The following is a 24,070-nucleotide window of genomic DNA, read 5'->3' as shown; positions in this document are numbered from 1 at the left end:
AAAAAACAATGTTCAAAATATTTATACAAAGACCAGTACTTGCAACCGTAATCTCCATTTTACTGGTGATTCTTGGAGTACTTGGTTTAACTAAACTGCCTTTACAACAGTTTCCTGATATTGCGCCGCCATCGGTTTTGGTAACGGCGGTATATCCGGGAGCAAACGCAGAAACGGTTTTACGTTCTGTGGCACCTTCTATCGAAGAATCTATAAATGGTGTAGAAAACATGACTTATATGAGTTCTACAGCCAGTAACGACGGTACTTTAGCCATTACAGTTTTCTTTAAACTGGGAACTGATGCCGACCAAGCTGCGGTAAACGTACAAAACCGTGTTGCGCAGGCAACGAGCCAGCTTCCTGCCGAGGTTGTACAGCAAGGTATTGTTACTGCGAAACAACAAAACAGTTTCATCATGGCAATTGGTATGTACACCGATGATGAAGCAAAATACGATCAGACTTTTGTTGCCAACTATGCACAGATTAATATTATTCCAGAACTAAAACGTATTCCGGGTGTAGGTTCTGCCAGTATTTTTGGTGGTGTAAAAGATTACTCTATGCGTGTTTGGTTAAATCCAACGCAAATGTCAACTTACAAAGTAACGCCTAGCGAAGTTATGGGCGCTATTCAGGACAAAAGTTTGGAAGCGGCTCCGGGTAAATTTGGAGAGCGAAGCAAAGAGGTTTTTGAATACGTTATTAAATACAAAGGGAAATTAACTAAACCTGAGGATTATGAAAATATTGCTATACGTTCTAATGCAGATGGCTCAGTACTTCGCTTAAAAGATGTAGCGAGAGTTGAACTTGGTGCTTACTCTTATAACAGTTTAACTCGTTTAAATGGTAAAAAAGGAATTGTAATTGGGGTTATTCAGTTAGCTGGATCTAACTCAAATGATATTCAGATTGCCATTAACAAAATGATGGAAAAGGCTTCTAAAGATTTTCCTAAAGGCATAAAACACAATATTTTCTATAGTACAAAAGTATCTCTTGACCAATCTATTGAGCAAGTTGAGCATACATTACTAGAAGCTTTTATACTTGTATTTATTGTGGTATTTATCTTCTTGCAAGATTTTAGATCAACATTAATCCCGGCTATTGCTGTACCTGTAGCAATTTTAGGAACGTTCTTCTTCATGCAGTTATTCGGATTTTCGATCAACCTTTTAACACTTTTCGCATTAATTCTGGCGATTGGTATTGTGGTCGATGATGCCATTGTGGTAGTCGAAGCGGTGCATGCGAAAATGGAGCATAAACGCTTGTCTCCAAAAATCGCAACCCATGAAGCAATGCACGAAATAACGGGTGCTATTATCTCGATTACGCTGGTAATGGCTGCTGTATTCCTGCCGGTTGGTTTTATGGAAGGCTCAACAGGAGTTTTCTATCGTCAGTTTGCCTTTACTATGGCAATTGCAATTGTAATTTCGGCAGTAAATGCCTTAACATTAAGTCCGGCGCTTGCGGCATTATTCTTAAAAGATAATCACGGAGCACACGATCACGATGCGCCTCATGAGAAAAAAGGATTCAAAGAGAAATTCTTCAGCGCTTTTAACAGCAGTTTTGAATCGTTGACAAATCGTTATGTGGGCGGACTTAAATTCTTAATCAGAAGAAAATGGTTGAGTTTGGGTGGATTAGCTTTAATTACTGTAGCAACTGTTATAATGGTAAAAACAACTCCTGCAGGATTTATTCCAACAGAAGATCAAGGATTTATTGCGATTGCAGTAAATACACCATCTGGAACATCATTAGACGGAACTCAAAAAGTAATGACCGAAGCTGAGAATACTTTAAAAGCATTAGACGCTTCTCGATTTGTAACCGCAATTTCAGGTTTTAACTTATTGACCAACTCTACAAGTCCATCTTCTGCGGTTGTATTCGTATTGCTTAAACCAAACGAAGAACGCGGCGAAGTAAAAAACATTGACGAAATCATGAATCAGGTTCGCGGCAAACTGGGTGCTATTTCTGGCGGAAGTTTCTTCGTATTCAGTTTCCCAACTGTTCCCGGATTTAGTAACGTTGAGGCTTTAGATTTAGTACTGCAAGATAAAACGGGAGGAAAACTGGATAAATTCAGTGGAATTTCTCAAAACTTTATCGGAGAATTAATGAAACGTCCGGAAATTGCAGTTGCCTTTACGAGTTTCAAGGCAGATTATCCGCAATTGCAATTGGAAGTTAATGATGAGAAAGCAAATCAATTAGGCGTAAATGTAAAAGACATTCTGCAGACTATGCAGGCTTATTTTGGTAGCGCGCAGGCATCTGACTTCAACAGGTTTGGTAAATATTACCGTGTAGTTGTTCAGGCCGATATTGAAGACAGAGCTGATCCAACAGCAATTGACCGTGTATTTGTGAAAAACAGAACAGGCGAAATGGTGCCAATAAATACTTTAGTAAAACTAACCCGTATTTATGGTTCAGAAACCGCATCACGATACAATTTATTTAACTCAATTTCTATTAATGCCATTCCAAAACCAGGATTTAGTTCAGGAGATGCCATTAAAGCAATTGAAGAAGTAGCAGCACAACAATTACCTGCAGGTTACGGGTTTGAATTCTCGGGCCAGACTCGTGAGGAGATATCATCCGGAGGACAATCCGCAACAATATTCTTACTGTGTTTGATATTCGTTTATTTCTTACTTGCTGCACAGTACGAAAGTTACATTTTGCCTTTGGCAGTAATCTTATCAATCCCTGCAGGTATTTTTGGAGTATTCGTAGCTATTGGTTTAACTGGAATTGAGAACAACATTTATGTACAAGTTGCCCTTGTCATGCTGATTGGACTTCTCGCCAAAAATGCCATTCTGATTGTCGAATTTGCCGTACAGAAAAGAAAATCGGGACAAGCGTTAATTAGAGCTTCAATCGATGCTGCAAAATTACGTTTACGACCAATTATCATGACGTCTCTTGCCTTTATTGTTGGTTTAGTACCAATGATGAGCGCAAAAGGACCATCAGCTCAAGGTAACCACTCAATTAGTATTGGTGCTGCCGGAGGTATGATTTCAGGAGTAATTCTAGGTTTGTTTATCATTCCTGTTTTATTCATCATCTTCCAGCATTTACAAGAAAAGGTTTCTGGAAAACCAGTTGCCGTAATCCATAATGAAGAAAAAGAATAAATGGAAAACTATATAACCACAGCTTTAGTAGCCATCATAATTGGCATCGCTTATATATCGTACAGAATCTCAAAAGATCTTGAAACTAAAGATACTTGTACAGAAATTTAATAAAAGAAAGAATGAAAAATCATATAACCAAAATCGTGACCTTCGCCATTCTGATCACGACCTTAATATCCTGTAAAGTTTCGAAGGATATTGAAACTCCAAAAGATGCATTTCCTGAGAATTTCAGGAATGCATCAACTTCGAGTGATACAACAAGTATTGCTGATGTGGAGTGGAAAAACTTCTTTACCGAAAAAGATATTATCAAATTGATCGACAGCGCCGTTGCGAGAAACAACGATTTGCAGATTGCCGAAAAGAACATTGAAATTGCACAATACAGATTTACACAATCAAAATGGGGAAATGTACCTCAGGTTAATTTATTTGTAAATGCAAGTACAAGCAATCCGTCAGACAATAGTTTTACAGGATTGAACTTAAATCAGGCCATTGGTGCGAAACATATTGACGATTATTCTGCCGGAGCTTCACTTTCGTGGGAAGCCGATATCTGGGGAAAAATCAGAAATCAGAAAAAAGGTGCTTATGCAGGATATTTACAATCTGCAGAAGTTAAAAAAGCATTGCAGACCAATATTGTTGCCAATGTTTCAAGAGGATATTACAACCTTTTAATGCTGGATGCACAATTAGAAATTGCCAGACAAAATCTAAAACTAAACGATAGTACAACCAATATTATCAAATTAAAATACGATGCTGGTCAGGTAACTACATTAGCGATTCAACAATCTGAAGCACAGAAATTAAACTCAGCGCAATTGATTCCATTATTGGAACAAAACATCGCGATACAGGAAAATGCTTTAAGTGTTTTAACAGGTTCTTTTCCGAATTCTAAAGAAAGAACAATTAAGTTAAGTGCTATTGAAGTAAAAAACAATACAGCAATTGGAATTCCGTCTGCCTTAGTAAGCAGAAGACCTGATGTAAAAAGTGCTGAATTAGCTCTTAAGGCCGCAAACGCAAATGTCGGTATCACAAAAGCAGATCTATATCCAACATTAAGAATTACGGCTCAAGGCGGAGTAAACTCTTTCGAAACCAGCAATTGGTTCAACATTCCGGCTTCATTATTCGGAACTGTTGCAGGAGGTTTAACACAGCCTCTTTTGAACAACAAAAGAGTGAGGACACAATATAATATCGCTGTTGCAGAAAGAGAAAAAGCGGTTTTAAGTTTTAGACAATCTGTTTTGGTTGCCGTAAGCGAAGTTTCTGATGCTTTAGTTAAAGTAGAAAAATTACAGCAGCAGGAAACTTTCTTAAAAGAAAAAGTAAAAACATTACAGCAAGCAATTAAAAACGCCAATCTATTATTCAAAAATGGTATGGCAGAATATCTTGAAGTTTTAACCGCTCAGGCAAATTTATTGCAAAGCGAACTAGAACTTGCTGATGTAAAAAGACAACAACTTACAGCCAATACTGAATTGTACCGCGCTCTGGGCGGAGGCTGGAAATAATACCCATTACCCAGTTAATTATTTATTTTTTGAGATGAAAACGCTGTGAGACCTTTGGTTTCATGGCGTTTTTTGTTTTTTTAAAAAATTTGCCGCGAAGACGCTAAGGCACGAAGTTTTTTTGTTTGCCACGAATTTCACAAATTTTCGCAAATTTCTTTTCTCTCAAATTATAAAAATAATTCGTGAAAATTTGTGAAATTCGTGGCTGTAAACTTTGTCCCTTAGCGCCTTTCTGGCAAAACCAAACGAATCTATGACTTTCAACAAAGAAACATACCTCAACAATCTAAAATTATATTTCGAAAGTTACGCTCCTATTTCTGAAAAGTCATGGAAATTGATTGAAAACTTGACACATTTCCAGACAATCAAAAAAGGAGAAATAGTACTAGAAAATGGGGAAATCTGCAAAAATCTTTATTTTATTGCAAAAGGAATTCTACGAACTTATATCACAGATGAACAAGGAAATTTCTACAACAAAAACCTTTTTCTCGAAAACAAACTTGCATGCTCTAAAGTTTCAGCAATGCTGCAAACTCCTTCCAGCTTTACGATCGAAGCTTTAGAAGATTGTATTTTAATCAATCTTAATTACAAGAAATATATACAGTTGATTAACGAAAATGATAATCTTAAAAACTTCTATATTGCATATTTGGAAAAAAACTGGATCATTGAAAAAGAACAAAAAGAGATTGCTCTGGTTATGCAAAATGCAACTGAAAGATATTTAAGTTTACTAGAGAAAAATCCAAATATAGCAGATCGAATTCCACTATTACATATTGCATCACATTTAGGCATTACGCCAACACAGTTAAGCCGAATCAGAAAAAATCTGGAAAAAGATTTGTAAATCAACATATGTAAAGGTTTTTCTAAAAGACCAGATTTATCTTTGCTTTATAATTCAAACCCGTTATTATAATGAACAATATAAACCTCATCAGTATAAACCTCATCAAAGACAACATTGATAATCTTACCACTCTTTGGAAAACCGTTGCTTCACCTCTCCATTCCTATCATGCAACTGATTTTTTAGAATTCAGTCAGATCAAAAATTCGGGCTGGCCAAACCGTTTATGGTTTCGAAAAGATATTACCGAAGAAAACCTTCCGCAGATTCTTGAAACTATTGAAAACAATCCGGGCTTAGTTGTACCGTATTGGGATATTTTCGGAAGTAATTCAAATATTTTTTTTGAGAACAACGGGTTTGCTATTCGAAATCAGCTTGTGGCAATGGCTTTGAAACTGGATAAAAAAATCACGTTTCAAAACAATCTGACATTTAAAAGAGTTTTAAATGAAGAAGATGCCAAAACCTGGTCTGATATTTATCCGTTATCTTTTAATTATATAATAAGCAAAGAAACGCTGGTTCATAACTATGAAAATGTAAAGTTCTATCTGGTTCACTTTGAAGAAAAATCAATTGGAACGCTTACTCTTTTTCAAACCGGTAAAATAATGGGAATTCATGGCGTTGGCGTTATTCCACAAATGCGCAAAAGAGGTTTTGCCGAAGAGATCATGAAATTTGCAATCAACCAAGCCATTGATGCTGATTGTGAATATGCACAATTACAAGCTTCAGCTTTAGGGAAAGGAATTTATACGAGATTAGGATTTGAAGATTTATTTTTGATTAAGAATTACTTTTTGAATACAAATTCCAATTAAAAAATTCTAAATTCCAATTAATTTGCTTTACATGTGTCATGCTGAGCGAAGTCGAAGCACTCTCATCGTACAAAAGGTCTTCGACTTCGCTCAGACTGACAGTTGCTATTAAAGCTTATGGGTAAGCACATTTTATATCATTTCGACTGAAAGGAGAAATTGCGCTAGAATTTCCACAAAGTGAGTCGCCAATCTTTGTAGAGTTACTTGTGCGATCCTTCCTTCGTCAGGATGACAAACTGCATGTTCTTCTTTCCAAAAAATCTAAAATCAACCCTCTAAAATCTAAAATCAAGAAATGTCCCAAATGCCCCTAAAATAGTCGTAAATAAGTATTTCATGAAAAAATTAAGAATAGTACATTTGTAATACATTAACTAATAACTATTTAAAAATATACCACATGAAAAAAGCAAAAATTATTTTTTGGATTACAACAATTATTATTTTTTTATTTGAAGGTGTTATGCCTGCTTTGACTTCGCAGACCGAATTGGCAAAAGAAGGAATCAGACATTTAGGTTATCCTGAATATTTTGGAAATGCACTGGTAATTTTCAAAATTCTGGGGGTTTTAGTATTAGTGATTCCGCAAGTTCCTAAAAATGTAAAAGAATGGGCTTACGCAGGATTTGGTTTCGATTTTATATTTGCTTCAATCAGTCATTTTGCAATTGACGGGGTTAATTTTCAAAGTTTCTTTCCGTTAATCTTTTTAGTGATTTTAGCGATTTCTTATATCTATTATCATAAAATAGAGCGCTATAAAAATATTGCTCTGTAAACTTATAAACTCTGGAAACGATGATAGAAGTTTTCAAAACAAATGTTCAGGAAGTCGAGCAGTCTATAATGATTGTAGGGAAACTTCTTGAACATTTCCCAAACAGCGCTATCAATTTTGATCTCGAAGATTGTGATAAAATTCTGCGAATTAATGCTTCTGCAATTTCAAACCACAAAATAATTGAGGTTCTAAATTTACATGGTTTTTACTGCGAAGTACTTTTGTAAAATCTTAATTTACTGATTTACAAAATATTAAAATAAAAATTTGTAATTTTAAAATCCTAAATTTAAAAATTACAAAAAAATGAATATACCAGCAGAACATCAAACCATAATGCCGTATTTAATTTTACAGGGTGCATCAAAATTTATTGACTTTACCAAAAAAGTCTTTGGCGCATCAGAGACCAATACGAAATCAATACGTGAAGACGGAACTATTATGCATGCCGAAATTACCTTAAATGGAAGCACCATAATGATTACCGATGAAATTACAGACTGGGCAAAGCAAACCTCAAACTTATTTGTATATGTACCCAATGCCGATGAAACCTATAAAAAAGCATTAGAAAATGGGGCCGTTTCTTTAATGGGATTAAGTGATCAGGATTACGGCAGAACTTGCGGCGTAACAGATCCGTTTGGAAATGTTTGGTGGATTACTTCGGTAAACTAAATCTTAAAAATCAATAAATATGAAGGCAGACGTTCAAAAAGATATTGTTGAAACGTTCAAAAAATTAAATGAAATACTTTTCAAATTTTCTGAAAACGAGTTAAATCAAATCCCATTTCAAGGAAGCTGGACACCAGGACAAGTCGTTCAGCATATTATTTTGGCCAGTTCCGGGTTTCCTCAATTATTTGCAGGAAAAACAGAAAAAACGTCTAGAAAGCCTGATGAAAAAATTAAAGACATTGAAGGGCTTTTTTTAAACTTCAATATAAAAATGGATGTGCCGGTATTTCTAAAACCAAAGGAAAAAGAATACAGCAAAAATGAACTTAACCTGGAATTACTGAAAATAGAATCTGAGTTATTAGATTGTGCCGAAAAATATGATTTAACATTAACCTGTTTAGATTTTCAGGTACCAGGTTTTGATAAATTTACAATGTATGAATGGATTGATTTTGCATTAGTTCATACACAAAGACATACTCACCAATTAAATACTATTTTTCAATACATAACTAAACTTTAAATTAATGAGATCTAAATCTACAACTATTTTATGCTCAGGTTTACTGGCAGGAACTTTAGATATTCTGGCCGCAATTTTAATTTACTCCGTTATATTGCATAAAACAACAGCCGAGAAAATTTTACAGTCTATTGCGAGCGGGGTTTTTAAACAGCAGGCTTATACAGGCGGCGCACAAATGGTTTTTTATGGTTTATTATTACATTATTTTATAGCGTTGGTTTTTGCTTATTTTTATTATAAAATATATCCGCATGTTCCGCTTTTAAAAAAGAATATTTTTCTTTCGGGATTTGTGTATGGAATTTTTGTCTGGATTGTAATGAATCTTATTGTGCTTCCAATTGTTTTTCCGAAACTTCCATCAAAAGAATTTGATCTTCCACTAATAATTTCAATTTTAATTTTGATTTTCTGCATCGGTTTACCAATTGCTTACGTAACTAAAAACTTCTATCATAAACATTTATAACCTAAAACCTGAAACTTAAAACAAAATCAACAATAGGGACTTCAACGTAACATAATACCATAATTTAAGTTAGAAATATAATTATTTTCTGCCTCTCAAAGCCTCTCTTTACTTACAAAAAACATTAATTAAAATACTGTATTTTTTACCACAATAATCTAAAAATCATAATTTTATCTGCCAATTTTAGAATTTCAGCCTGATCGTTATACAATTTCCATATAAATGCTTTAGAGTTAATTTTTTGATCGATTGAGTTAATTCCCGTTCTGTTCCCAAGGTAATTTTAATACAAATTAATCGGCAGCACATTTTATATGACTTACCCAATGTGTACGACAGTTTAAATTTATACAGACCTGCTGCAGCTTCAAAAGATTTGATTTCACTTAAAAAGAAAGAAATTATTATGCAGCTGGATATAATAAAAGACATGGTTATCTAAATTATATAGTTTTTCCAACCGGAACAAACATTTTTGATCGCCAATTATATACTTATTACGGTGCTGCCGATGATCAGACTGCGGTGGCTGCTTTAGATCTTAACGACTTATTAACTGAGCTAAAACAGAATCCCAATGAAGACGATATCAAATAAATCAAAAATAGTTTTTCTTTCTACATTTCCTCCAACACAATGTGGAATCGCAACTTATACTCAGGATACAATTAAAGGGATTACCAATGTTTTTGGTAAATCTATCACTTGCGAAATTTGTGAATTGGTCGATAAGCCAAAAGCAGATCCAACGCAGGCTTTTACTTTAAATACCAGGGAAAAAGCAGAATATGCAAAAGCTGCTGAAGAAATTAATAAAGATAAAAACGTAAAATTGATTCATATTCAACATGAATTTGGTTTATTTGGCGGAAATTACGGAGATCACTTACTCGATTTTTTAAATGCAATTAAAAAGCCCTTAACTTATACTTTTCACAGCGTTATTCCGAACCCGAATAATGAATTAAAGACTTTTGTAAAATTACTTTTAAGCTACAGCAATTCTGTTTTTGTAATGACAAATCAATCGAAAGAAATTTTGATAAAAGATTATGATATTGATGAAGATATAATTACAACTGTACCACACGGAACGCATATTGTAATTTATGAAACTCCAAAGCAGGCAAAAGTAAAATTTGATATTCAAAACAAAATCGTATTGTCAACTTTTGGGCTTTTGGGCGAAGGAAAAAATATCGAAACCGGTTTACAGGCTTTGGCAAAAATCGTTAAAAAAGAACCGGATGTATTGTATTTGGTTATTGGCAAAACGCATCCAAATTTAATTAAAGACGGTATTGATGCTTATCGTAATAAACTGGAAGCACTTGTAGATGAATTAAATTTACATAACAATGTTCGTTTCATCAATCGATATTTAGATATTGAGGAACTTTTAGAATATTTAAAAGCAACCGATATTTATCTATTCACTTCAAAAGATCCAAATCAGGCAGTAAGCGGCACTTTTGCTTATGCAATGAGCTGCGCATGTCCAATAGTAGCATCAAAAATTCCGCATACCAGAGAAGTTTTGACCCCGGACAGCGGTATTTTAGTCGATATTGGAAATGCAGACCAGTTTGCTAAAGCTGCTTTAAAACTAATTGCCAATGAAAATTTAAGACGTGAAATGGGAATCAATGCCTTTACCAAAATGAGGGCATCATCTTGGGAAAATGCGGGATTAATACATATGGATACTTATAAAAAATTAATTAAAAATCCATCAGATATTAAATACAGTTATCCCGACATTCAATTAAGACATATTAAAAGATTAACAACAGAACTTGGAATTATTCAGTTTAGCAAAATTTCAGTTCCTGATCTTGATTCAGGTTATACTTTAGATGATAATGCACGTGCGCTTATCGCATTTTGTATGCATTATAAATTAACGAGAGATAAAGACGATCTTCCGTATATTTTAATTTATTTGGATTTTATTGAGAGATGTCAAAAACCAAAAGGAAATTTCATCAATTATGTCGACAAGGAAAACCGTGAACATGTTGAACAAAATGCCGAAGTTAATCTTGAAGATTCAAACGCAAGGGCCATTTGGGCTTTAGGAACTGTAATTGCAAATGCTGATATTCTTCCTGAAAATATTTCTAAAAAAGCAACAAAATGCTTTCTGAATTCATTAAAATGGATAGAAAATATTCAGTCGCCGCGCGCTATAGGTTTTGCTACAAAAGGCCTGTATTTGTATCACTATGCAATTCCTAATTTATATGTTGCAGCAATCATCAATAAATTAAATGCAAAATTACTGGCAAACTACGAAGATACAGCTTCTGAAGACTGGCAGTGGTTTGAAAATTATTTAACGTATGGAAATGGAATTCTGCCAGAATCAATGTTATACGCTTATTTAATTACTAATAAAGCAGTTTATAAAAAAGCAGCTTTAGACTCATTAGATTTCTTAATGTCAAAAACATTTGTTGACGGAAATTTCAAAGCCATTTCAAATCAAAGCTGGTATCATAAAGGTTCTGAACCGCAGCAATATGGAGAACAGCCAATTGATGTAACCTATACAATCCAGACTTTAAATGCTTTTTATAATGCATTTAAAACCCCAGAATATAAACATAAAATGAAAATTGCATTTAACTGGTTTTTAGGTAAAAATCATTTAAATCAAATTATGTATAATCCTGTAAGCGGAGGCGGTTATGACGGTCTTGAAAAAGAAACTATAAATTTAAATCAAGGCGCAGAATCAACTGTATGCTACTTAACGGCAAGATTATTAATGGAAAAATTTGCCCTTTCAGAGTTAAAGATTATTCCTTTAATAAAATCCAAAACCGGAGTAGCAATCAACTTATAGAAAAAATTTCGATTTTTTAGCAATAGACTGACCAAAATTCTATTAAACCCAGAAAATCTCTTTCTCAATGAAAGGGATTTTTTGTTTTTAAGGAATTTTTTCCTTAACGCATTATTTATGCAAATATTGTAATTCTATGTAAATTATATAAGGCTCAAAAAAAGTTGTGTAAAATATTTTAACAAGTATTGAGGTAACTTTCATGTATGATTTAAAAAGTGCAAAAAACTGTTAAATAATTGATTATATAAACCATACCTAACATAAAATAAAACATTTTGATTCTCAGCTTAAAAAATACATTCGCACAAATTGGAGATGCAGCATTGTTTGCCAAGAGGTTTTTTAAGGAGGTATTTATTCCTCCTTATGAGGTAAAAGAATTTTTGAAACAATGTTATGTCATCGGTTATAAATCATTGCCTTTAGTAACAATTACAGGTTTTATTATGGGGTTGGTACTAACGCTTCAATCACGCCCGACATTGGTAAAATTTGGTGCCGAAAGCTGGCTTCCGGGAATGGTGGCGCTTTCATTAATAAGAGAAATTGCTCCGGTTATTACTGCCTTGATCTGTGCCGGAAAAATTTCGTCAGGAATTGGTGCCGAATTAGGTTCTATGAAAGTAACAGAACAAATTGATGCTATGGAAGTTTCTGCCATCAATCCATATAATTATTTGGTTGTAACCAGAATTTTGGCCTGTACATTAATGGTTCCCATTTTAGTGTTTTATGCAGATGCTATTGGAATAATTGGCGGTTATGTTGGAATAAATATTCATGGCGATGTTAATTTCTATCGCTACTTAACGCAGATTATTCAGTCATTAGATTTTTTAGATGTAATTCCGGCTGCGATAAAAACTTTCTTCTTTGGATATTTCATCGGAATGATTGGATGTTATAAAGGATTTAATGCCGAAAACGGAACCGAAAGTGTGGGACGCGCTGCAAACTCTGCCGTAGTTACAGCCTCTTTAAGCATATTTATTATTGATATGGTCGCAGTACAAATAACCGATTTATTTTTTTAAGATGATTGAGGAAGAAAAAAATACCGAAACAAAATCAAAAAATAAAAAACAGACTCCAATTATCGAGATCAGGGATCTGCACAAAACTTTTGGCAAAGACAATACGGTTTTAAAAGGCGTAAATCTTATGGTAAATAAAGGCGAAGATTTAGTTATTTTAGGACGTTCGGGCTCCGGAAAATCAGTAATGATAAAATGTATCGTTGGTTTAATTGAACCCGACAAAGGCGAAATAAAAGTTTTTGATGAAAATGTGCTCAATCTTTCTAAAAAAGAATTAAATAAGATAAGAGTCAAAATTGGATTTTTATTTCAAAGCGGTGCTTTATACGATTCAATGTCGGTTAGAGAAAATCTTGCTTTTACATTACGCGCGCACAAAAGAGAATTAACCGAAGATGTAGTAGAAAATGAAGTTATTGAAGCGCTCGAAAGTGTTGGTTTGGGCGGCGCAATCGACAAAATGCCCTCTGAATTATCCGGCGGAATGAGAAAAAGAATTGGTTTAGCAAGAACCCTGATTATAAACCCCGAAATCATTTTGTATGATGAACCTACTACAGGTTTAGATACGATTACTTCAAGAGAAATCAGTGAATTGATTCTGGATATAAAACACAAACAAAAAACATCATCGATCATTATTACGCATGATATGGCTTGCGCCAAAATGACCGCAGACCGGATTATCGTTCTAAAAGACGGCATAATTCACGCCGAAGGAACTTACGAAGAATTAGAAAAAGATGAAGACGAATGGGTACGCTCATTTTTTGATTAATGTAAAATGAAATATTAGAAATCATGGAAAAGCAATCTGAATATACTTGGAAACTAGGAATGTTTGTAACAGTTGGGCTGCTGCTTTTTATAATGGCCATTTATTTTATTGGAAAACAAAAAAATCTGTTTGGCTCAACATTCTATATCTCATCAAGATTTAAAACAGTAAGTGGTTTAGAAGTTGGAAACAACGTCCGCTTTTCGGGTATCAACATTGGTACAGTCGAAGAAATCAGATTAATAAATGATTCTTCGGTAGTAGTATCGATGGTTATTAAAGATAAAGTACGTGAATTTATAAAAACAGATGCCCGCGCAAGCATTGGTTCTGATGGGTTAATGGGAGATAAAGTGCTTATGATTTCTCCAGGAATGAAATCTCAAAAATCTATTGAAAACAATGGTGCAATTGCTTCTGTCGACGGAATAGAAATAAACGATATAATGAAAAGCGTAAAGAAAAGTGTTGATAATATTGGTATTATTTCTAATGAGCTGGCCATTTTCAGCCATAGCATGAATAACGGAAATGGAGCTTTGGCAAGATTAGTCCGTGATGATAAAATGGCAAACAGCGTTTCGAATACGCTTTCAAATCTAGAAGCCGGGACAAAAGGTTTCAGCGAAAATATGGAAGCGGCAAAAAGTAATTTCTTGTTTAGAGGCTACTTCAAGAAAAAAGAAAAAGAAAAAGAAAAAAAAGAAGAACAGCAGGAAAAAGCCAAAGAAGAAAAAACAGAAAAGACGAAAGCATAAGAACAGATTCTGCTGCCAAAGTGCATTCACAGCATGAATACAAAGATAAAACAGAACCTAACATCGTGCAGAACGAAATACAGCTAAAAAATGAAATTACGCTCTACAGAAACTTTCTGGCCTCTTAAAAATGCCATGAATACCAGTTATCCTTCAATTGACTCTGATATTAAAACTGAAATTTTGATTATTGGCGGAGGAATAACAGGGGCTTTAATAGCTTATAAATTAATTACGCAGGGAAAAAAAATAGTATTGACTGATCGTCGTGATGTATGCAATGGAAGTACAGCAGCAAGTACAGCACTGCTTCAATATGAAATTGATGTTTCACTGCACGAACTGATCAATCTTCGAGGCGAAAAATGTGCTGTAGACAGTTACAAAAATGGAAAAAAAGCCATTTTTGAACTTCGAAATATAATTGACACAATAGATAGTGACTGTGGGTTTGAATTTAAAAAAAGCATTTATTTTACATCCTACAAAAAAGATATTCCGTTTTTAAAGAATGAATTCGAGGCTCGAAAACAAAACGGTTTTGATGTTACCTGGCTGAATAAACATGATCTGGAAAAAATGGGTTTAAATGCTATTGCAGCAATCGAATCTAAAACAGCTGCTGTTATGGACCCGTTTAAACTGGCAAACGATTTATTGTATTACTGCTGTCAAAACGGCATGCAGGTTTTTGACCGAACCAATATTACTTCTGTCCAGACTCAAAAAAGAAAATGCATTGCACATACCGAAAATAAATTTACCATAACCGCAGATCACGTTATATATTGCAGCGGCTATGAAAGTACAGAAACTATTGAAGAAAAAATTGTTGATTTAAAAAGTACTTATGCACTTGCATCTGAAGTTGTTCCTGAATTACCTGCTATCTTAAAAAATGCTGTTATTTGGGATACTTCTTCTCCGTATTATTATTACCGCGCAACATCAGATAATCGAATTATTATGGGCGGAGGCGACGAAGAATTTAGAGATGCAAAAAAACGCGACAAACTAATTCCGAAAAAAGAAACCTCTTTGATGAGACAGTTTAAAAGACGATTTCCTGATGTAAAATTTAAACTGGATTATTCCTGGGCCGGAACTTTTGGCGAAACTAAAGACGGACTTCCCTATTTCGGAAAGCCAAATCCTAAAAAGAATGAACATTATGTTTTAGCTTTCGGCGGAAACGGAATCACTTTCAGCGTCATCGGAATGAACTCCATTGTAGATTCTATAAAAAATAAAAAAAATCAGGATTTGGAGTATTATCGATTTGGGAGATGAGAAAAAGTTTTGAGATGCTAAGGTTCTAAGTTACTAAGTTTTTTTCTTAGTATCTTAGTTACTCAGAACCTTAGCAGCTTTATCTACAAATAATCCTCTCTTATTGGTGTAAAAACATCTACTACTTCCCCAGCTTCAAGAATTTCAATAGAATGCTCAATATTTGCCGGAATTGAATAGGTATCTCCTTCATTTAATAAAAACTCTTTTCCATCAAATTTCAGTTTATAACTACCAGAAATAACGTAACCGCTTTGTTCATTTGGATGCTGATGAAACGGTACTGAATCAGTTGATTTGTACAGCATTTTGGTCACCATTGAATCTTTACCTATTGATAAAACCACAAAATCAACGCCTAAGAATTGTCTTGAAACAGCATTCTCTTTTTTTACAATATTTTTCATTTATTTTATTTTTAATTCCATTTGGATGTTGCAGCGTTTGTATGGGGTTTCTAAGCCAAAGACTTTCTCAAAACCAAGTTTATAATACAAGTTTATAGCAGGTTTTAAGATTGTGTTGCTTTCCAGATATATCTTTTTTGCTCCTAATTCTTTTGCTTTTGCAGCAATTGCCCGGCCTAATAACCAGCCGATATTTTTACCTTGTGCTTTTGGCGAAACGGCCATTTTTGCCATTTCAAAGTCATAGTCTGGGTTATCCATTTTGATAAGCGCACAAACACCAACGGGTTCATTTTCATACAAAGCCACAAGGATTTTTCCGCCTTTATTCAAAATATATTCTTCAGGATTATCGAGCGCTTTATAGTCAGCTTCTTCCATTTCAAAATAAGTCGAAATCCATTCTACATTCAATGCTTTAAAGGCTTCCTGATATTCAGGTTTGTATTCTACAATTTTTACGTCTTTGCTTTCGCGGATTTTTTTCTGGTCGCTTACTCTTTTAAACATAGATTTTTGCTCCAATAAAAATTCCCATTCTTCAAGTGCAGCCCAAAGATTATGCTTAGATTCAGCAATTAAACCATCTATAGCAACGTCAATATCTTTTAATTGCTGTTTAATATTTTTCGCCAGCAAGAGTCCTTTTTCCGTTAATACAACATTGTTTTTACGCTTATCATCTGTTTTCAAACTTTCCTGAACTATTCCGGCAGCAATCATCTCCTGAATAATCTTGCTTACAGAAGGCTGAGAATGTCCAATTTCATTTGCTATTTCCGTAATAGTCAATTCCCTTTCTTCTGCAAGGGTATAAAATACAGGAAACCATTTTGGTACAAAATCTGCACCATACAATTCATAAATTTTAGAAGCATCATCTGTTATAACAGCAGTCATTAAACGCAAGCGGCTTCCTAAAGCTGCTTTGCCTACTTTGTCAAAAAATTCCATATTATAATTAATTATATAACTAGTTATGCAAATGTATGAAAAAATCTTTTTTTGCAAAAAGTTTTTTTAAGTGACAAAGTTGCAAAGGTTCTAAGATGCTAAGTTTTTTTTAGTATGTGGGAGACTTAATAGTATTTATATATTGGAATTTTAATAGCTGGTGACTTATTTTCTTTTGGTTTAATACTTGAAAACTTAGTAATTAAAAACCTTAGTATCTTAGAAACTTAGAGCCTCAGCACCTTTAAAAAAAAACTAAGATTCTAAGTTTGGAGCCTCTAATTTGAATTTAGAACCTCAGCGACTCAGAACCTTAGCGTTTTTGTATATATCTTGCTTAATAGCTAACGGCATTATTTTTTTTAGAGGTTCAGAGTGACAAAGCTGCAAAGTGACAAAGTTTTAAAACCTTTGTTACTTTGTCACTCTGAACCTTTGTCCCTTTAACTACACAGCCAACGGACTCAAATTGAATTTATACTCTTTTGGACTGCAGTTGAATTTTTGTTTAAAGATTTTAGAGAAATAGCTTCTGCTTGTAAAACCAATACAATACACAATTTCAGAAATATTTAAATCTGAAGTTCTAATCAGGATTTCGGCTTTTAGAACCCGCATATGCGTGATATAATCGTTTACGGTTCTGTTATGAACCATTTTAAAACCTTCCTGAAGTTTATTTGGAGACAAGCCGGATTTTTTACTTAAAGATTTAATAGTAAAAGCCTCTTCTGGATTTGCTTTTATGGTTTCTGAAAGTTCTTTTATTTCTTTCATTTCTCTTGATGTTAAACAATTTACTTCTTTAGAAAAAGCATTTAAATCATCTGTATGCTGTTGGATTTCCATTGCCAGAACAATTTTCAAAATACCTTCTTTTAATAAATTCCTAACAATTCCGGTTTGGGTTACGGCATTTAATTGTTCTATTTTTTCACCTATTTTTAAGTTATAAGAACCGGCATAAAAGAATTCTTCGTTAAGATTTTCCTGAAAAAATGTTTCTCTCACCATTTGGCTTAAAGAACCTGCACGACAAGGTTCTGCCTGGGTTCCTACAATTATTAAAGTAATTTTTGTCTTTTTATCTTTTTCAAAATACAAAACATTATCCTGGTTTAATTTTGAAGCAGCAATTGCAGTTTGAAATGTTTTTAATTTTCGCTCCTCACCATGAATTCCAAAACTATGCGAAAGATTTCCTTTAGAACAATAGGCAAAATATAATGGCGATGTAATTCCGTTAATAATATTTAGTTTTAAATCGACTAAAAAAGTCATATCAAACTGAACGTACGAAATATTATCATTAAATGAAGCACCGCTAATAGTTCCTTTTGCAAAATTATTATTTACTTCAAGTGCATATTCATCGACATCAAAAGTTACTTTTCCGTCGAAATTTTTATTCAATTCTTCAAATATGTTTTGAATTTTCTCTGTATATATAGTAACTATTTTCATTTTGTTTTCGATTTAAATTCTGTAATTTTAAATGAAATTCTTAAACCCGCATTATTACGTTTAAAAAGCAGGTTCAAAGTTCGCTCAATCACAAACCAAAAATGTTATATAATTTTCTGCAATTGTTTTATAATTACTTCTCAATATAATTTTAACTCAAATAAAATATTTCTTAATCCAATAAATGAAAAGCTGCTCTTTCTCCCCTATAAGCTCAAAAGATTCTAACATACTGGTTTTAGGCACAATGCCCGGAACAAAATCTTTAGAATTAAATCAATATTACGGACACAATCAAAATAATTTCTGGAAGTTCTTATTTACTATTTTTAAGGAAGAATTCTCAAACGATTACGAAACCAAAAAAGCACTTTTGCTTAAAAACAAAATTGCCCTTTGGGATGTTTTACAATATTGCGATAGAGTTGGAAGTTTAGACAGCGCCATTAAAAATGAAATCGCAAATGATTTTGAGACGTTTTTAAAACAGCACCCAAAAATAAATACCATTTTATTTAACGGACAAAAGGCTGCCGCATTTTTTAAAAAGTATGTTCATTTAAAGAAGGATTATAATCTTATTACACTTCCGTCAACAAGTCCGGCAAACGCTGGTATATCTTTTCAATCAAAATTAGACCAATGGAAGATTATCAGTACGTTTTAAAATTAATTGATTAATTGTTGGCTAAAAAAACTAAATAGTTGGAATAATATAACTTTTGAACTTTAAAATATAACACGAAATTTCGTAACCTGCTATAATTTTACAACCAAGAAATCAAGGCCAGAGTTTAGAAGGATTGACGAAGAAGAGGCTTTTTTAAATTATAGATATTACTAAGACAAACTTTTTACAAGTTTTGATTATAAAGAGAACATTGGTTATGTTAGTTTATTTTTGAGAAAAAAGCTATTCTAAATTATTTAGGGTAGCTTTCTTTTTTACTTTTAACATAAAGATTCCAATTATGAAAATCCAAACCTATTATAATCATATTCGATATTACACTCCGCACCATTTTGTGTATTATCCGGTTTTAACACTGTTTCTTGCATTTAGCATTTACTTTGCTTTTACAACAAATGATTGTTTAATATGGTCTTTTATAAGTGTTGTTTTTTTATTTCTTTTTTTTCTGGCTTATATGCTGCGTCAGCATTATGCACTTATTTTACAAAACCGTATTGTACGCCTTGAACTCCGCTATCGTTACTTTACACTTACCGGAAAAAAACTTGAAGAATTTGAACACAAATTAACAGATGATCAGATATTTGCTTTACGGTTTGCTCCAGATGATGAAATCCTGCCTTTATTAGAAGATGCACTAAAAAACAACCTCAGCGGCGATGCTATAAAAAAAGCAGTCGTACACTGGCGTGCAGATTATAATAGAGTTTAAGGGAGATTTTAGATTTCAGAGTTTAGATTTTAGATTCTCTTGATTAAGCTATTTTTCATTTCGGTTTTGAAAACCTTGCAGGAACGTCAATGAATTAAATTATTTTAAAAGCCTTATAACATTTATAACTTTTTACCTTTCACATAATTAAATAAGGAATATAAAACAAAAACAGACCTGACCAAACTATTGCCACTATAATAAAAATATAGACAAAATATTCAGGTGTAGATAATTATGTTGTAGAAATAGCAATCGAGCGTCAGAAATTTTTCGTTCAGGGCTTTTCTTTCAAAGTAGTTTTCGATTCCTTCTAAACGCCTTTCCTGATTCTTGGCATACATAAAAACATCTGCAGTTAAAGTCTTTGGCTTGATAAGAGTTTCAATATTATATTTTTTGAATAAAGTATCCAGTTTTTGAAACTGTTTTGTCAGCGGATCTTGCTTGAATTTTATACAACAAATTATATCGTTTTATACCCGATGCATATTGCTGTTTTTCAATTGGCTCACCATTAACAGTAAACCACTTATAAAAAAGTGCGAAATAAAAACATCGTCATAAAACTTAAACCTTTAAAACTCAGAGCAAATATCAATTTTCTTAATTCCTTCAAAAGTAAAATAGCCATATAAAAATAAGCTAAATGAATTACTTCTAAAATTATAAAAAGATAACGAGGTGTTTTTTAAAGTTTTGTTCATGTTTTTGGGGTTATATTCAAATCATAGAAAAATGATTACAAATCCTGAAATGTTTATTGATAACAAAAAAATAAAATTTTGAGCAAATCAAGAGCCAAAATACCTAGAACCACGTTTTTCAAACAATCCTTAAATAATAATTTAAAAATTAAAAATAGATTATTATTTTTGCTAACTTTACTTGTTAATTAAAACACAACAACCTAAAAATCAATAAAATGAAAAAATTGTTTTACTCTTTAATAATTTTAATGGCCTGGCTTTATGGCAATGCACAAAGTGCTGCACCAAATCAAGAGGAAAACACCTCATTATCAACAGAAAATAATTCAAAAAAAGATCAGAGTAATATTCCTGAAGATCTTCCGTGGCATGGAAGAAGATTTAAAGCTACTGCCGGTGTATTCTTTCCATCAAACAATACTGAGGTTGAAGTTAACGGATCAGCTGGAAGAATTGGAACCGATATTGATTTTGAAAAAGATTTAGGCTTTGAAACTAATACGGTTTCCTTTTTTGGTGCTTTTGAATGGCGTGCCTCACGAAGATCCCGTTTTAATCTTGAATATTTTTATTTAAAAAGATCATCAGAAAAAACACTGCAAAAAGAAATCGAATTTAAAGACCATACTTATCCGGTCGATGCCCAGGTTTCGGCATTTATGAATAACGAAATGGTCCGATTTGCTTATGGATATGCTATAGTTTCTAAACCAAAATATGAACTGGGCTTATTAATTGGTGCACACGTACTTCTTGCTGATGTAGGTTTAAGACTGGAAGGAGTTACGGCTCAGGCAGAATATCATGACACAGTAGGCTTTACTGCTCCTTTACCTGATGTTGGGATTTGGGGTGAGTTTGTCCTTGGGAAAAAAGTGGGACTGTATGCAAATGTAAATTATTTTGCCCTTCAAATTGACGATATCGACGGTCGAATTATTAGTTATAATTTATCGGTTTTGTATAATGTTTATAAAAATTTAAGTTTAACGGCAGGTTATACAGGTTTAAATTTCAGACTTGATGTAACCAGACCAAAAATCGATGGTTTCTTTAAATGGGGTTATAATGGGCCTACTTTAGCTGCAACTTACAGCTTTGGAAATCACGTGAAGTTTTACAAACACTAAATTTAATTATGAATTATAAATTGTGAATTATTTTCAATCTTGGCGGGTATTTTTTTTAACGCAAAGCACGCAAAGGTTTTACGCAAAGGACGCTAAGTTTTTTTGATATAGATTGCATCTACAATGCACAAAGTTCGCAAAGCTTTATAGACACAAAGCTTTGCGAACTTTGCAGTTTTATAAAAAACTAATTTATCAAAAAAACTTTGCGCACTTTGCGTTAAAAAAATTATGCATTAAAAAAAAACGCAATACATTTAAATGAACTTATACAACTTATATGGTTTAAGAAAAAAAAACCGACACCTTTTTCAAGATATCGGGTTCATCCACTCAAACTTAACTCAAAATACTCTAAACTTCTTATTTCCCGATTGGAGTAAATTTTATAGCTGTTCCTCCGCCAGCAGCCAATTTGATATTTAAAACAGTTTCGTTATTTACCTTTTGTTTTGAAATTGCAACCGGATAAGGATTTGTTTTATAGTTTGCTCCTGCTCCATCGGCATAAATTTCGGCTTCGTATTCTTTACCTTTATCTAAGAAAGATAATGTTACTTTAAGATCTCTGGCGTCTTTATTTGTAATCGAACCTAAATACCAGTTTTTTTCGTCCCAGTCCTTACGAACGATTGTAGTGTATTCTCCAATTTTAGAATCTAAAACTTTAGTATCTGACCACGTACACGGAACATCTTTTATAAACTGAAATTCTGGTTTGTCAACATAATTCTCTGGTAAATCTGAAGCCATTTGCAGCGGACTGAAAATGATAACATACAATGCCAGCTGATTTGCCAAAGTTGTTTGAACTCTTGCACCAGAAGGTGTTTTATAATCAAAATTGAAATTCCCCGGTGTGTAATCAAACGGGCCTGAAAGCATTCTTGTAAATGGTAATGTTGTTAAATGCTGAGGCGTATTTCCGCCGTCTACAGACCACGCATTGTATTCCTGACCTCTTCCTCCTTCCTGTGACATAAAATTTGGATACGTACGCTGAATTCCGGTTCCTTTTATTGGTTCGTGATTGTCGATCATGATGTGATATTTGGCAGCAGTTTCGATTACTTTTCTGTAATGACGAGACGCATACTGGCTGTCGTGCCATTCTTTTTTATCCAAATATTTGTTTACATAACCTGTTTTAACTGAGTTTACACCCATTTTTTGATACAATTTAAAGGCATCTTCAAGCTGGCCTTCATAATGTTTAGAAGCACCAGCAGTTTCATGATGACCTATTAATCGAACATTTTTCATAGCAGCATATTTTGTAATTTCTTCCAGATTAAAATCAGGATAAGCTTTTACAAAACTAAAGGCGCTACCATCGGCAGTCCAGTCGCCGTCCCAGCCCTCGTTCCAGCCTTCTACCAGAACGCCGTCAAAATTGTTTTTCGCAGCAAAATCAATATATTCTTTTGTATTTTTTGTTGTAGCACCGTGTTTTGGGCCTTGTCCCCAAGTGAATTTCTCTAAGTGCATTCCCCACCAAATTCCGATGTATTTAGAAGGCGTAATCCACGAGAGATCTTCGATTTTTGAAGGCTCGTTCAAATTCAGCATAATAGTCGAAGTCGCAACATCACCCGGAGTTTTCCCAACAACAACTGTTCTCCAAGGTGTTTTAAAAGGTGTTTCGGCATATACTTTTACACCATCTGCCCAAGGCACTAAATCACTTTTGTATTGTTTATCACTTGTTTTTAAAAGTGTCATCGAAGCAAAATCAGTTAAGTTGGCTTCGTGAATCGCCACGTATAAATTCTCTTTTGTTTCAAAAGTTGCCGGAGTATTTATAGTATCTGTTTTGCTGATTGGCGTTTTGCGGTATTCACTTTCGTAATAACTGTTTTCACGGTGCACCGGAATCCACCAAACATCATTATTTGATTTAAAAGTAAACTGCGTGATTTCGTTTGAAATTTTTACTTTTCCTAAATGAGGCTGTTTTGGAAATTCATATCTAAATCCTACGCCATCATCAAAAACTCTGAAAATAATATCAACTAAACGCTCTTCTCCTTTTGCTTCTTTTAAGTGAACAATCAATTCGTTGTGGTGATCACGAACTTTTTTGAATTCTCCCCACGGCTGCTCCCAAGTTTCATCGGTAGCTTTTTCTTCAGTCGAAACCACTTCAAAACCTTCAGTCATTTTTTGAATTCCCTGAAATTCAAATCCCATTAACGAAGGTTCTATAACCGATTTTCCGTTTGAAGTAAAACTGTATTGAGGCTGACCTGAAACAGTTAATTCAAAAACTAATTCGGTTACTTTTCCCGGCGAATTAATTTTGTATGTTTTTTTAGTACCAGCACTGCAGGCGTAAATTAATATTGACGCTAAAGCAATTATACAGTATCTATATCTATATCTTATGTTTTTCATTATTTAATTG

The 24,070-nt window shown here is 33.5% G+C and carries 21 protein-coding genes and 1 pseudogene; 18 read left to right on the top strand and 4 right to left on the bottom strand.

What is annotated here, in order from left to right; genetic code table 11:
• Positions 1 to 8 precede the first annotated feature (8 nt).
• The 15 genes and pseudogenes from LUU93_RS08810 (at position 9) to LUU93_RS08740 (ending at position 15,595) form a co-directional block, all read left to right on the top strand.
• Entirely contained in the window at positions 9 to 3,176 is a 3,168-nt protein-coding gene (locus LUU93_RS08810) for an efflux RND transporter permease subunit (RefSeq protein ID WP_232680442.1), read from the top strand.
• Between the two features lie 122 nt (positions 3,177 to 3,298).
• Positions 3,299 to 4,717 (top strand): TolC family protein, encoded by a 1,419-nt coding sequence (locus LUU93_RS08805; protein WP_232680441.1) that lies wholly within the window; start codon positions 3,299 to 3,301, stop codon positions 4,715 to 4,717.
• A gap of 256 nt (positions 4,718 to 4,973) precedes the next feature.
• Complete coding sequence (locus LUU93_RS08800; RefSeq protein ID WP_232680438.1) at positions 4,974 to 5,579, top strand: Crp/Fnr family transcriptional regulator; 606 nt, start codon at positions 4,974 to 4,976, stop codon at positions 5,577 to 5,579.
• A gap of 71 nt (positions 5,580 to 5,650) precedes the next feature.
• On the top strand, positions 5,651 to 6,409 hold the full coding sequence (locus tag LUU93_RS08795; RefSeq protein WP_232680436.1) for a GNAT family N-acetyltransferase: 759 nt from the start codon (positions 5,651 to 5,653) through the stop codon (positions 6,407 to 6,409).
• A 403-nt stretch (positions 6,410 to 6,812) separates the two neighbouring features.
• On the top strand, positions 6,813 to 7,193 hold the full coding sequence (locus tag LUU93_RS08790; RefSeq protein WP_232680434.1) for a DoxX family protein: 381 nt from the start codon (positions 6,813 to 6,815) through the stop codon (positions 7,191 to 7,193).
• Positions 7,194 to 7,213: 20 nt separating this feature from the next.
• On the top strand, positions 7,214 to 7,423 hold the full coding sequence (locus tag LUU93_RS08785) for a hypothetical protein (RefSeq protein WP_232680427.1): 210 nt from the start codon (positions 7,214 to 7,216) through the stop codon (positions 7,421 to 7,423).
• 79 nt (positions 7,424 to 7,502) lie between these two features.
• Positions 7,503 to 7,877 carry a VOC family protein gene (locus LUU93_RS08780; RefSeq protein WP_232680425.1) on the top strand — a complete coding sequence of 125 codons (375 nt, stop codon included), beginning with the start codon at positions 7,503 to 7,505 and terminating at the stop codon, positions 7,875 to 7,877.
• A 19-nt stretch (positions 7,878 to 7,896) separates the two neighbouring features.
• Complete coding sequence (locus LUU93_RS08775; protein WP_232680423.1) at positions 7,897 to 8,406, top strand: DinB family protein; 510 nt, start codon at positions 7,897 to 7,899, stop codon at positions 8,404 to 8,406.
• A 4-nt stretch (positions 8,407 to 8,410) separates the two neighbouring features.
• Positions 8,411 to 8,878 (top strand): DUF1440 domain-containing protein, encoded by a 468-nt coding sequence (locus tag LUU93_RS08770; RefSeq protein WP_232680421.1) that lies wholly within the window; start codon positions 8,411 to 8,413, stop codon positions 8,876 to 8,878.
• Positions 8,879 to 9,319: 441 nt separating this feature from the next.
• Positions 9,320 to 9,478 (top strand): annotated as a pseudogene (locus tag LUU93_RS08765) (glycoside hydrolase family 130 protein); the annotation flags it as partial.
• A complete protein-coding gene (locus tag LUU93_RS08760; protein WP_232680420.1) occupies positions 9,459 to 11,729 on the top strand; it encodes a glycosyltransferase in 2,271 nt (756 codons plus the stop codon). The pseudogene LUU93_RS08765 and the gene LUU93_RS08760, both read left to right, overlap by 20 nt.
• A 278-nt stretch (positions 11,730 to 12,007) precedes the next feature.
• Positions 12,008 to 12,766, top strand: a complete 759-nt coding sequence (locus LUU93_RS08755) for an MlaE family ABC transporter permease (protein ID WP_232680419.1) — start codon at positions 12,008 to 12,010, stop codon at positions 12,764 to 12,766.
• 1 nt (position 12,767) lies between these two features.
• Positions 12,768 to 13,547 (top strand): ABC transporter ATP-binding protein, encoded by a 780-nt coding sequence (locus LUU93_RS08750; protein WP_232680417.1) that lies wholly within the window; start codon positions 12,768 to 12,770, stop codon positions 13,545 to 13,547.
• A 23-nt stretch (positions 13,548 to 13,570) separates the two neighbouring features.
• Entirely contained in the window at positions 13,571 to 14,305 is a 735-nt protein-coding gene (locus tag LUU93_RS08745; RefSeq protein WP_232680414.1) for an MlaD family protein, read from the top strand.
• Between the two features lie 90 nt (positions 14,306 to 14,395).
• Positions 14,396 to 15,595 (top strand): NAD(P)/FAD-dependent oxidoreductase, encoded by a 1,200-nt coding sequence (locus tag LUU93_RS08740; RefSeq protein ID WP_232680412.1) that lies wholly within the window; start codon positions 14,396 to 14,398, stop codon positions 15,593 to 15,595.
• Positions 15,596 to 15,678: 83 nt separating this feature from the next.
• Here the strand turns inward: LUU93_RS08740 and LUU93_RS08735 are convergent, their stop codons facing one another.
• From LUU93_RS08735 to LUU93_RS08725, 3 genes are all read right to left on the bottom strand, one after another.
• Complete coding sequence (locus LUU93_RS08735) at positions 15,679 to 16,002, bottom strand: cupin domain-containing protein (RefSeq protein ID WP_232680410.1); 324 nt, start codon at positions 16,000 to 16,002, stop codon at positions 15,679 to 15,681.
• Entirely contained in the window at positions 16,003 to 16,956 is a 954-nt protein-coding gene (locus tag LUU93_RS08730) for a bifunctional helix-turn-helix transcriptional regulator/GNAT family N-acetyltransferase (RefSeq protein ID WP_232680409.1), read from the bottom strand. It abuts the gene before it with no gap.
• A 447-nt stretch (positions 16,957 to 17,403) separates the two neighbouring features.
• On the bottom strand, positions 17,404 to 18,420 hold the full coding sequence (locus LUU93_RS08725) for a helix-turn-helix domain-containing protein (protein ID WP_232680407.1): 1,017 nt from the start codon (positions 18,418 to 18,420) through the stop codon (positions 17,404 to 17,406).
• A gap of 184 nt (positions 18,421 to 18,604) precedes the next feature.
• Here LUU93_RS08725 and LUU93_RS08720 point away from each other — a divergent pair, with 184 nt between their 5' ends.
• From LUU93_RS08720 to LUU93_RS08710, 3 genes are all read left to right on the top strand, one after another.
• Complete coding sequence (locus LUU93_RS08720) at positions 18,605 to 19,087, top strand: DNA-deoxyinosine glycosylase (RefSeq protein WP_232680404.1); 483 nt, start codon at positions 18,605 to 18,607, stop codon at positions 19,085 to 19,087.
• A 304-nt stretch (positions 19,088 to 19,391) separates the two neighbouring features.
• Positions 19,392 to 19,826 (top strand): DUF6526 family protein, encoded by a 435-nt coding sequence (locus LUU93_RS08715; RefSeq protein WP_232680402.1) that lies wholly within the window; start codon positions 19,392 to 19,394, stop codon positions 19,824 to 19,826.
• Positions 19,827 to 20,751: 925 nt separating this feature from the next.
• Positions 20,752 to 21,666, top strand: a complete 915-nt coding sequence (locus LUU93_RS08710; protein ID WP_232680400.1) for a hypothetical protein — start codon at positions 20,752 to 20,754, stop codon at positions 21,664 to 21,666.
• A 363-nt stretch (positions 21,667 to 22,029) separates the two neighbouring features.
• Here the strand turns inward: LUU93_RS08710 and LUU93_RS08705 are convergent, their stop codons facing one another.
• Complete coding sequence (locus LUU93_RS08705) at positions 22,030 to 24,060, bottom strand: glycoside hydrolase family 97 protein (RefSeq protein ID WP_232680398.1); 2,031 nt, start codon at positions 24,058 to 24,060, stop codon at positions 22,030 to 22,032.
• Positions 24,061 to 24,070 lie beyond the last annotated feature (10 nt).

The organism is Flavobacterium soyae (assembly GCF_021245985.1).
In the GTDB taxonomy this organism is placed as follows: Bacteria; Bacteroidota; Bacteroidia; order Flavobacteriales; family Flavobacteriaceae; genus Flavobacterium; species Flavobacterium soyae.
The sequence above is the reverse complement of the archived record's forward strand: the minus strand, read 5'-3'. Positions and strand labels throughout refer to the sequence as shown.

Coding starts and splice junctions, on each gene's coding strand:
- LUU93_RS08725 (WP_232680407.1), bottom strand. CDS start 18,420: ATGAAAATAGTTACTATATATACAGAGAAAATTCAAAACATATTTGAA.
- LUU93_RS08790 (WP_232680434.1), top strand. CDS start 6,813: ATGAAAAAAGCAAAAATTATTTTTTGGATTACAACAATTATTATTTTT.
- LUU93_RS08800 (WP_232680438.1), top strand. CDS start 4,974: ATGACTTTCAACAAAGAAACATACCTCAACAATCTAAAATTATATTTC.
- LUU93_RS08810 (WP_232680442.1), top strand. CDS start 9: ATGTTCAAAATATTTATACAAAGACCAGTACTTGCAACCGTAATCTCC.
- LUU93_RS08740 (WP_232680412.1), top strand. CDS start 14,396: ATGAAATTACGCTCTACAGAAACTTTCTGGCCTCTTAAAAATGCCATG.
- LUU93_RS08775 (WP_232680423.1), top strand. CDS start 7,897: ATGAAGGCAGACGTTCAAAAAGATATTGTTGAAACGTTCAAAAAATTA.
- LUU93_RS08735 (WP_232680410.1), bottom strand. CDS start 16,002: ATGAAAAATATTGTAAAAAAAGAGAATGCTGTTTCAAGACAATTCTTA.
- LUU93_RS08750 (WP_232680417.1), top strand. CDS start 12,768: ATGATTGAGGAAGAAAAAAATACCGAAACAAAATCAAAAAATAAAAAA.
- LUU93_RS08730 (WP_232680409.1), bottom strand. CDS start 16,956: ATGGAATTTTTTGACAAAGTAGGCAAAGCAGCTTTAGGAAGCCGCTTG.
- LUU93_RS08795 (WP_232680436.1), top strand. CDS start 5,651: ATGAACAATATAAACCTCATCAGTATAAACCTCATCAAAGACAACATT.
- LUU93_RS08710 (WP_232680400.1), top strand. CDS start 20,752: ATGAAAAAATTGTTTTACTCTTTAATAATTTTAATGGCCTGGCTTTAT.
- LUU93_RS08745 (WP_232680414.1), top strand. CDS start 13,571: ATGGAAAAGCAATCTGAATATACTTGGAAACTAGGAATGTTTGTAACA.
- LUU93_RS08780 (WP_232680425.1), top strand. CDS start 7,503: ATGAATATACCAGCAGAACATCAAACCATAATGCCGTATTTAATTTTA.
- LUU93_RS08785 (WP_232680427.1), top strand. CDS start 7,214: ATGATAGAAGTTTTCAAAACAAATGTTCAGGAAGTCGAGCAGTCTATA.
- LUU93_RS08720 (WP_232680404.1), top strand. CDS start 18,605: ATGAAAAGCTGCTCTTTCTCCCCTATAAGCTCAAAAGATTCTAACATA.
- LUU93_RS08770 (WP_232680421.1), top strand. CDS start 8,411: ATGAGATCTAAATCTACAACTATTTTATGCTCAGGTTTACTGGCAGGA.
- LUU93_RS08715 (WP_232680402.1), top strand. CDS start 19,392: ATGAAAATCCAAACCTATTATAATCATATTCGATATTACACTCCGCAC.
- LUU93_RS08805 (WP_232680441.1), top strand. CDS start 3,299: ATGAAAAATCATATAACCAAAATCGTGACCTTCGCCATTCTGATCACG.
- LUU93_RS08705 (WP_232680398.1), bottom strand. CDS start 24,060: ATGAAAAACATAAGATATAGATATAGATACTGTATAATTGCTTTAGCG.
- LUU93_RS08760 (WP_232680420.1), top strand. CDS start 9,459: ATGAAGACGATATCAAATAAATCAAAAATAGTTTTTCTTTCTACATTT.